Origin of the sequence: Aeromicrobium sp. (assembly GCF_025965075.1) — a bacterium.
Classification (GTDB): domain Bacteria; phylum Actinomycetota; class Actinomycetes; order Propionibacteriales; family Nocardioidaceae; genus Aeromicrobium.
On record NZ_JAOPXQ010000016.1, the window covers coordinates 1 to 8,565 of the forward strand.

Here is an 8,565-nt window from a genome sequence, read left to right on the forward strand (position 1 = left end):
TCGGGCGTGTGCAGCCGGACCATCGTGCGCGAGACGTTGGCGGGGACGCCCCTGCGGGTCAGCAGCGAGACCCCGATCATGAGCCCGAAGCCGACCGGCACCGACCACGCGGCGGGCTGGCTCATCAGGGCGCCGAACCAGCCGTCGGGGCTCCCCGCGATCGTCACGACGGAGGCGGTCGAGGCGCAGGTGCCACCACCGAGCAGGCCCGCGATGGCGCCGCGGGCGGTGAGCCCGCGCCACCAGATGCCCAGCACCAGCAGCGGGCAGAACGTCGACGCCGCGAGGGCGAACGCGAACGTCACCGAGCTCGCGACCGGGATGCGTTCGGCGGACAGCGCCAGGCCCAGGGGGACCAGGACGCAGCCGGCGGCCGCCAGTCGCAGCGCCGTGACGGTCGACAGCCGCCCGCGCGCCAGCCCCTGCCCGACGACCCCGGCGATCGACATCGTCAGTCCCGACGACGTCGACAGGAACGCGGCGAACGCCCCGGCGGTCAGCAGCGCGGCCAGCAGCTCGCCGGTCGTGCCGCCGATCATGCGGGACGGCAGCTCGAGCACGACGGTGTCGGTGCGGCCCGACGCCAGGAGGTCCCGGGCGTAGATCCGGCCGAGCACCCCGTAGACCGTCGGCAGCAGGTAGAAGACGCCGAGCAGGGCCAGGACGAACAGCGTCGTCCGGCGGGCGGCGTGCCCGTCGGGGTTGGTGTAGAACCGGACGACGACATGGGGCAGGCCCATCGTGCCGAGGAACGTCGCGACCATGACCGAGTACGTCAGGTAGAGCCCGGGGCCGTCGGCCTGGCTGAACGGCCGGAACCACTCGGTCGGGGCGACGGGGGAGGGGCGGTCGTCGCCGACCCACGCGTGGACCAGGAAGAACAGCGGGATCAGCAGCGCCGTGAGCTTGAGCCAGTACTGGAACGCCTGGACGAACGTGATGCTGCGCATCCCGCCGGAGACGACGTTGACCACGACGATGACGGCAACCACGACGGTCCCTACCCACGTCGGCGCGCCGGTGACGGTGCGCAGGGTCAGCCCGGCGCCCTGGAACTGCGGCATCAGGTAGAGCCAGCCGACCGCGACGACCAGCACGCTGGCGACGCGGCGCACCCCGAGGGACTGCAGGCGTACCTGGGCGAAGTCCGGGATCGTGTACGCCCCCGACCGGCGCAGCGGGGCCGCGACGAACACCAGCAGCAGCAGGTAGCCGGTCGTCCACCCGATGGGGTACCAGAGCATGTCCGCGCCGTACGCCAGGACGAGCCCGGCGACGCCGAGGAACGACGCCGCCGAGAGGTACTCCCCGCCGATCGCCGAGCTGTTGAGGACGGGGCTGACCGAGCGGGAGGCGACGTAGAAGTCGCTCGTCGTGCGGCTCATCCGCAGCCCGAACGCGCCGATGCCCAGGGTCGCGACGGCCACCAGTGTCACCGCGACGATGCCGTAGGTGGAGTTCATCCCTGCTCCGGGCGGTGCGGCTCGACGAGCTCGGTGAAGTCCCGCTCGGCGCGCTCGACCTGGCGGATGTAGACCCAGCCGAGCAGGAACAGCCCGGGATAGACCAGGACCCCCAGGATCAGCCACGGCAGCGGCACCCCCAGCACGTGCATCTCGGTGACGCTGTCGAACGCCAGGAACAGCAGCGGCAGCGCGCCGATCGACAGCGCGAGGGTCGCGGCAACGGTCAGGGCCGCGCGGAGCTGGGCCCGGATCAGCGAGCGCATGTAGACCTCGCCGATGCCGGTCGACTCGTCGATCTCCTGGCGGACGCTGCGGCGCACGTGTGCCGGCGCCGCGGTCAGGGGTTTCGTGATCCGGACCCGCCCGGTGGGCTCGGTGGGCTCGTCGACGGTCACAGCGCGCGCTCGTGGATCAGCTCGCGGAGGGCGCGGGCGTGCCGGCGGGCGACCTGGATCTCGACCAGCTCGTCGCCGGCCGGCACCAGCACGCTGAGCCGGCCGCCCTGCACCCGCAGCTCGCGGACGTGCAGGAGGTTGACGACGTGGCTGCGGTGCACGCGGGCGAAGCCGGCGTCGGCCCAGTCGTCGGCCAGGGTCGTGAGCGGCGTACGGATCAGGTGGCTCCCGCCCTCGACGACGTGCAGGCGGACGTAGTCGCCCTGTGCCTCGACGTACGACACCGAGCCCCGGGTCACGAACCGGGTGACGCCGCCCAGCTCGACCGCGATCCGGTCGTCGGTCGGTGCGGGTGCGACCTCGACGTCGGCGCACGCACGGCGGACGCTCTCGCGCAGGCGCTCCTCCCGGACGGGCTTGAGCAGGTAGTCGACGGCGTTCATCTCGAACGCCTCGACGGCATGCGCGTCGTGCGCCGTCACGAACACGATGCGTGGGGGGGTGCGGAACCGGCCCAGGAGCCGGGCGATCTCCAGGCCGCTCAGCCCCGGCATCACGACGTCGAGGAAGACCAGGTCGATGTCGCCCTCGTCCAGCACCCGCAGCGCCTCGGCACCGGAGCGGGCCGCCCGGACGCTCGCGATGCGGTCGTCGCGGCCCAGCATCCAGACCAGCTCGTCGAGGACGGGCTGCTCGTCGTCGACGACCAGGGTCCGCAACGCCGGTGAGCTCATGCAGCCGATCATGCCTCGAAATCGCTGGGCGTGTCGGTTGGGGCCAAGTTCGGCCCCTTCAAGGGGCCAAACGTCACGCCCAGCGGTCAGGGGGTGCCGTCGAGGCCGGGGTGGAACTTGGGGATGCGGACCGTGACCTTGGTGCCGTGGCCCGGGGCGGTCTCGACGATGATCCCGTGCCCGTCGCCGTAGACGGTCCGCAGCCGCTCGTCGACGTTCGCGAGCCCGACCGAGGCGCTGGTCGTACGCCCCGACAGTGCGTCGCGGACCGTGTCCGGATCCACGCCGACCCCGTCGTCCTCGATCGTGATGACGCACTCGACGCCCTCGTCCAGCGCGACGACCGTGACGGTGCCGGCGCCGGACTTGGCCTCGAGCCCGTGGCGGACGGCGTTCTCGACCAGCGGCTGCACCGCGAGGAACGGCAGCGTCACGCTCAGGACCTCCGGCGCGACCCGGATGACGACCCGGAGCCGGTCGCCGAAACGGGCCTTCTCCAGCACCAGGTAGCGCTCGATCGACCGCAGCTCCTCGGCGAGGGTCGTGAACTCCCCGTGCTCACGGAACGAGTAGCGGGTGAAGTCGGCGAACTCCAGCAGCAGCTCCCGCGCGCGCTCGGGGTCGGTACGCACGAAGGACGCGATCGCCCCCAGCGAGTTGTAGATGAAGTGCGGCGAGATCTGCGCCCGCAGCGCCCGCAGCTCGGCCTCCATCAGCGCCGTCCGGGACTCGGCCAGCTCGGCGAGCTCGAGCTGGCTCGACATCCAGCGGGCGACCTCGGTCGTGGCCCGCGCCAGCCCGGCGGAGGCCTCGTCGCTGGCCACGACGATGCTGCCGACCAGCCGCCCGTCGACCGACAGCGGCGCCACGATCGCGTGCGCCGACGCCTGCGTCGTGCCACTGGCGAGCGCGGCGGCGGTCAGCTCCTGCACGTCGGGCAGGCCGTCGCCCGCCAGCGTGCCCTGCAGGTCGGTGATCGCGACGGCCGGTCGGCCGAGGAGCCGGCGCACGTGGGGCAGCGCGAGGGCCGCGCTCTCGGCGTCGAGACCGCGGCGCAGGGCCGGGGCGGCGAGCGAGGCGGTGTGCAGGGTCTCGTACGTCGCCCGGTCCGCCGGCGAGCCCAGCACCCGCCGGTGGGTCAGCAGCCGCCACCGGATGTACACGGCCGCCGCGATCAGCGCGACGATCGCCGCCGCGGCGGTCGTGATGTTGTCCATCGGGCGACGCTACCGCGCGGCGTCAGTCGTCGCCGATGCCTCGGGCGTGCAAAGCGGCTCCCGTCTCGTACGCCTGGGCGACCGTCCGGATCGCCATCGGCACCAGCAGGGCCCGCGGGCTGCGCTCGAGGCCCCGGGCCTTCGCCGCCGCGTGGGTCTCCTGGGCGATCTCCAAGATCCCGGGGATCGCCCGCAGCACGAGGGAGAACGCCAGGGCGAACCGCTCGGGATTGACCCCGAACCGGCGGAACGGTCCGAGGCCCGTCGTGATCGCGTCGAGCATCGCGTCGATCGCGGTCGTCGCGGTGAACACCAGGGCGGCCAGGACCGAGGCGAGCAGCCCCGCCACGACGTGGATCGCGGTCGACCAGCCCTGCTGCCAGACCTGGAACGCCGTGACGACCACGACGACCAGCAGCAGCGGGCGCAGCGCGCGCACGGTGCGGCGCAGCGGCATCCGCACCCACAGCGCCAGCGCGATGGCGACCCCGAGCAGGCCGACCGCCGGCCACGCCCCGGGCATCGCGACGGTCGCGACGCCGAACAACGCGAGCAGTCCCAGCTTGGGGCCCGCGGGGATGCGGTGCAGCAGCGTCGTGCCGGGCCGGTACGCCCCGACGAGCAGCTGGCTCATGTCGCTCCCGCCAGGGTCCGATACATCGAGACCGCCGCCGTGGGGTCGCCGTCGAAGACGACCTGGGCGTCGTCGATCACGAGGGCGCGGTCGCAACGGACCGCGAGGTCGAGGTCGTGGGTCACCAGGACCAGCTGCTGGGTCAGGGCGAACAGCCGGTCGGCCACGGCCCGGGTGTTGCGCAGGTCCAGCAGGGTCGTCGGCTCGTCCGCGACGAGGACCGCGGGATCCGTGGCCAGGACCCCGGCCAGCGCGAGCATCTGCTTCTGCCCGCCGGACAGGGCGTGCACCGTGGTGTCGGCCTTGTCGCCCAGCCCGATCTCCTCGAGGATCGCGCGCGCCCGGGCCTGCCGCTTCTGCTTGTCCTTGACGGTGCGTCGCAGGGACAGCGCGACGTCCTCGAGGCACGTCGGCATCACGAGCTGCGCGTCCGGGTTGGTGAAGACGAAGCCGACCTTGCGGCGTACGGCCGGGCCGTCGTCGACCGTGTCGAGGCCGTCGACCGTGACGGTGCCGCGAGTCGGCTCGACCAGCCCGTTGAGCAGGCGGGCGAAGGTCGACTTGCCGGAGCCGTTGCTGCCGATCAGGGCGATCCGGTGCTCCGTCAGGTGCACGCTGGTGGGGTGCAGCAGCGCGAGGTCGCCGCTCGGTGTGGGGACCGAGACGGCAACCTCGTCGAGCCGGATCGCAGGGGGCACTTCTCAGCGCTTGGCGGTCAGCTGGGGGAACGCCCGGTGGACCGCGGCGGCCACGATCGCGGCGATGACGCCCTTGATGATGTCGGCGACGAAGAACGGTGTCGCGTAGCCCCACGCGGCACCGATGCTGACGTCGAGCTTGATCGCCATGCCGATCGCGCCGAGCACGCCCACCACGGCGACCGTGACGATCGCCGCGGCGATCGAGACCACGACCGTGAACGAGGCGGGGTTGGTCCGTGCGACCCGGGTCGCGACGAGGCCGACGATGAACGCCGCGATCGGGAACGCGAGCAGGTAGCCGCCCGTGGCGCCGGTCCACGTCGCCGGTCCGCCGTGACCGCCGGAGAACACGGGGACGCCCGCCGTCCCGACCGCGAGGTAGAGCAGGACCGCGAGGGCGCCGCGCCGGGCGCCGAGGACCGCCGCGGCGAGGAAGATCGCGAACATCTGCAGCGTGAACGGGACGCCGACCCCCGTGACGCTGAACGCCGGCAGGATCGCGCACACCGCGATGAAGGCGGCGAAGGTCGCGACGAGCGCGAGGTCGGTCGTGCTGAGCCCGCGGCGGCGGGACGCGCTGGTCGTGGTCATGATGGCTCCTGCGGAAAGGGGGGAACGCCTCCTGAACGATGCTCAGGTGAACGGCGTTCAGGTTAACCTATAGGCTGATCGCGCTGTCAATGTGACGTACTCGGAGGCCCCATGCGCTATCGCCGTGCCGACATCGTCGAGCGTGCCGTCGGCATCCTCGACCAGTACGGCCTGCCCGATCTGTCGATGCGCCGGATCGCGGCCGAGCTGGGTCTGCAGCCGTCGGCGCTCTATCACCACTTCGCCAACAAGCAGGAGCTCCTGGCGGTCGTCGCGGACGAGCTCCTCGACCGCGGGGCGCGCCCCGCCGAGGAGTCCGCGAGCTGGGACCAGCAGGTCGTCGCCCTGAGCCACGAGCTGCGTGACGCGATGCTGGCCTATCGCGACGGCGCCGAGCTCATCGCGACGGTGCACGCCTTCGGGCTGGGCGTCCACTCCCCGTCGCGACGGCTGACCGAGGCGGTGCGGGGGGCCGGCTTCGACGAGGCGTTCGCCCGGGCGGCCGCGATGACGGTCCTGCACTTCGTGTTCGGTCACGTCTCGGACGAGCAGACCCACCTGCAGGCCAACAGCGTCGGCGCGATCGACGACGCACCGTTGGACCGGGCCGGGGCGGGATCGTTCGACCTGGGGCTGTCCCTGATCCTCGACGGGATCCGACAGCGACAGACCCAGGTCGCGGTCTGACGGACGCGCCTCCGGAAGGGGTCAGGCCGTCCGGCTGAGCCGGCCCGCCTCGGGGTCGTCGACCGTGAAGGCGATGCCGCAGTGCCGGCACTGGGCCGTCGTGCTGCCGCCGTGCAGGTCGACCTCGCCGTCGCAGATCTCGCAGACCAGCAGGATCTCGAGGTGGCGCAGCGTGGTGCTCATGCCTCCACAGTAGGAGCCGGTCCGGACAGATCCGTGGCACCGGTCCGGCGCGTCCCCACGAAGCCCCGCGACGCGGCAACGCCTGCGGTACGGTGCAGATCGGCCGGACTGTCGCCGGGAGCCCCTCCGGCTCCGGCACGAGAACACGGGAACGATCTTGCTGCTCGTCATCGATGCCATGGGCACGGAGTTCGGCGGCGTGCGGACGTACGCCGACCACCTGCTGGCCGCGTGGGCGACGTCGTTCCCCGACGACGAGGTGCACGTCGTGGTCCCGGCCGGGTCGACGATCCCCACCGGCACCCACGTCCGCCACGAGATCGCGGTGCCCCGCCCCGGCGTGCTCGGCCGGCCGGTCGCGCAGACCAGGCACCTGGGCCGCATCGTCCGCGAGCTGCAGCCCGACGCGATCCTCGCGCTGATCCCGTCCACGACGCTCCGACGGCCGGCCCGGCCCATGGCGGTCGTCGTGCACGACCTGCGCCACCAGCTGCGGCCCGACCAGTTCTCCCGGACGCGTCGCGCGATCCGGTTCGTGGCGTACGGCCGGGCGTACGCCCTGGCGTCCGGGTTCGTCGCGGTCTCCGACCGGACGCTCACCGACCTGCACGCGATGCAGCCCGCCACCCGCGAGCGGCCCGCCGCGGTCGTGCACCACGGAGCCGACCACGTCCTGGACTGGCCGGCGGCGACCCGTGACGGCGAGGCGGTGGCGTTCGCGCTCCACACCAACAAGAACCCGGGGCTGATCCTGCAGGGATGGGCGTTGCTCGCCGAGCAGGGACCGCCTCCACCACTGGTCCTGGTGGGCGTGCGCAGCGAGGCGCGCGAAGGTCTCCAGGGCGAGATCGACCGGCTCGGGCTGGGCGGGTCGGTGCGGCTGTCGCCCTTCCTCCCCGAGGACGAGTTCCGGCGCACCGTGGCCAGGGCGTCGATGATCGTGTTCCCCTCGGACTTCGAGGGCTTCGGGCTGCCGGTCGTGGAGGGCATGAGCCTCGGCAAGCCCGTCGTGGTCGGCCCGGACCCGGCCGTGCTCGAGGTCGCCGCGGGCCACGCCGCCGTCATGGCGGACTGGACCCCCCGCGCGCTCGCCGACGCGGTGGCATCGGTCGACGCGCTCGACCTGGACGCCGCCCGGGCCTGGGGCCGCGGCTTCACGTGGGACCGGACCGTGCGCCAGACGCGCGACCTGCTCCGTACCATCGCCCGGCCGGGCTGAGGATCACCAGCTCGCGTGCAGCGGGCGTCCCTCCTCATAGCCGGCCGAGCTCTGGATCCCGACCACGGCCCGGTCGTGCAGCTCGGCGATCGACCGCGCGCCGGCGTAGGTCGCACTGGACCGGACCCCGGCGATGATCGTGTCGACGAGGTCCTCGACGCCGGGTCGGTCGGGGTCGAGGTACATCCGGGACGACGAGATGCCCTCCTCGAACAGCGCCATCCGGGCCCGCTCGAAGCCCGCGGCGTCACGGGTGCGGTTGGACACCGCGCGGGCGGACGCCATGCCGAAGGACTCCTTGTAGGGCCGTCCGTCCGGGCCCTGCTTCAGGTCGCCGGGGCTCTCCAGCGTCCCGGCGAACCACGAGCCGATCATGACGCTCGCGGCGCCGGCGGCCAGGGCCAGCGCGACGTCACGGGGATAGCGGACACCGCCGTCGGCCCACACGTGCGCGCCGGCCTCGCGGGCCGCCGCAGCGCACTCCAGGACGGCCGAGAACTGCGGTCGGCCGACGCCGGTCATCATCCGGGTCGTGCACATCGCCCCCGGGCCGACCCCGACCTTGACGATGTCGGCGCCCGCGGCGACGAGGTCGCGCACGCCGGCCGCCGACACGACGTTGCCCGCCGCGACGGGCACCCGGGTGCCCGTCGCGGCGGTGTGGGCGTCCCGCGCGGCCACGACCAGTGGCAGGGCCTCGAGCATCTTGTCCTGGTGACCGTGCGCGGTGTCGACGAC

Annotated in this window: 11 protein-coding genes; 2 read left to right on the forward strand and 9 right to left on the reverse strand. The window is 73.0% G+C overall.

Annotation, left to right across the window (positions count from 1 at the left end; genetic code table 11):
• From JWQ91_RS00875 to JWQ91_RS00905, 7 genes are all read right to left on the reverse strand, one after another.
• On the reverse strand, window positions 1-1,463 hold a 1,463-nt coding region (locus JWQ91_RS00875), incomplete at its 3' end, for a cation acetate symporter (RefSeq protein WP_297779529.1).
• The gene (locus JWQ91_RS00880; protein ID WP_297779531.1) at window positions 1,460-1,861 is read right to left on the reverse strand and encodes a hypothetical protein; all 402 of its coding nucleotides are present in this window, start codon (window positions 1,859-1,861) and stop codon (window positions 1,460-1,462) included. The genes JWQ91_RS00875 and JWQ91_RS00880, both read right to left, overlap by 4 nt.
• Entirely contained in the window at window positions 1,858-2,595 is a 738-nt protein-coding gene (locus JWQ91_RS00885) for a LytTR family DNA-binding domain-containing protein (protein WP_297779533.1), read from the reverse strand. Before JWQ91_RS00885 ends, JWQ91_RS00880 begins: the two co-directional genes overlap by 4 nt.
• Window positions 2,596-2,681: 86 nt before the next feature.
• Window positions 2,682-3,812 (reverse strand): histidine kinase, encoded by a 1,131-nt coding sequence (locus JWQ91_RS00890; protein WP_297779534.1) that lies wholly within the window; start codon window positions 3,810-3,812, stop codon window positions 2,682-2,684.
• A 22-nt stretch (window positions 3,813-3,834) separates the two neighbouring features.
• On the reverse strand, window positions 3,835-4,446 hold the full coding sequence (locus JWQ91_RS00895; RefSeq protein WP_297779535.1) for an energy-coupling factor transporter transmembrane component T: 612 nt from the start codon (window positions 4,444-4,446) through the stop codon (window positions 3,835-3,837).
• Complete coding sequence (locus JWQ91_RS00900; RefSeq protein WP_297779537.1) at window positions 4,443-5,144, reverse strand: ABC transporter ATP-binding protein; 702 nt, start codon at window positions 5,142-5,144, stop codon at window positions 4,443-4,445. Before JWQ91_RS00900 ends, JWQ91_RS00895 begins: the two co-directional genes overlap by 4 nt.
• 3 nt (window positions 5,145-5,147) lie before the next feature.
• Window positions 5,148-5,738 carry a biotin transporter BioY gene (locus JWQ91_RS00905; RefSeq protein WP_297779540.1) on the reverse strand — a complete coding sequence of 197 codons (591 nt, stop codon included), beginning with the start codon at window positions 5,736-5,738 and terminating at the stop codon, window positions 5,148-5,150.
• A gap of 111 nt (window positions 5,739-5,849) precedes the next feature.
• Here JWQ91_RS00905 and JWQ91_RS00910 point away from each other — a divergent pair, with 111 nt between their 5' ends.
• Window positions 5,850-6,425 carry a TetR/AcrR family transcriptional regulator C-terminal domain-containing protein gene (locus JWQ91_RS00910; RefSeq protein WP_297779543.1) on the forward strand — a complete coding sequence of 192 codons (576 nt, stop codon included), beginning with the start codon at window positions 5,850-5,852 and terminating at the stop codon, window positions 6,423-6,425.
• Window positions 6,426-6,446: 21 nt separating this feature from the next.
• Here the strand turns inward: JWQ91_RS00910 and JWQ91_RS00915 are convergent, their stop codons facing one another.
• Window positions 6,447-6,608, reverse strand: coding sequence for a hypothetical protein (locus tag JWQ91_RS00915; protein WP_297779546.1), 162 nt, complete (start codon window positions 6,606-6,608; stop codon window positions 6,447-6,449).
• Between the two features lie 157 nt (window positions 6,609-6,765).
• Here JWQ91_RS00915 and JWQ91_RS00920 point away from each other — a divergent pair, with 157 nt between their 5' ends.
• On the forward strand, window positions 6,766-7,827 hold the full coding sequence (locus JWQ91_RS00920) for a glycosyltransferase (RefSeq protein ID WP_297779548.1): 1,062 nt from the start codon (window positions 6,766-6,768) through the stop codon (window positions 7,825-7,827).
• 3 nt (window positions 7,828-7,830) lie between these two features.
• On the opposite strand, the gene JWQ91_RS00925 is transcribed toward JWQ91_RS00920, so the two are convergent.
• On the reverse strand, window positions 7,831-8,565 hold a 735-nt coding region (locus JWQ91_RS00925), incomplete at its 5' end, for an IMP dehydrogenase (protein ID WP_297779551.1).

What these genes read in the sequence shown, in the direction of transcription:
- JWQ91_RS00885 (WP_297779533.1), bottom strand. Translation starts at nt 2,595, where the DNA reads ATGAGCTCACCGGCGTTGCGGACCCTGGTCGTCGACGACGAGCAGCCC.
- JWQ91_RS00890 (WP_297779534.1), bottom strand. Translation starts at nt 3,812, where the DNA reads ATGGACAACATCACGACCGCCGCGGCGGCGATCGTCGCGCTGATCGCG.
- JWQ91_RS00895 (WP_297779535.1), bottom strand. Translation starts at nt 4,446, where the DNA reads ATGAGCCAGCTGCTCGTCGGGGCGTACCGGCCCGGCACGACGCTGCTG.
- JWQ91_RS00905 (WP_297779540.1), bottom strand. Translation starts at nt 5,738, where the DNA reads ATGACCACGACCAGCGCGTCCCGCCGCCGCGGGCTCAGCACGACCGAC.
- JWQ91_RS00910 (WP_297779543.1), top strand. Translation starts at nt 5,850, where the DNA reads ATGCGCTATCGCCGTGCCGACATCGTCGAGCGTGCCGTCGGCATCCTC.
- JWQ91_RS00915 (WP_297779546.1), bottom strand. Translation starts at nt 6,608, where the DNA reads ATGAGCACCACGCTGCGCCACCTCGAGATCCTGCTGGTCTGCGAGATC.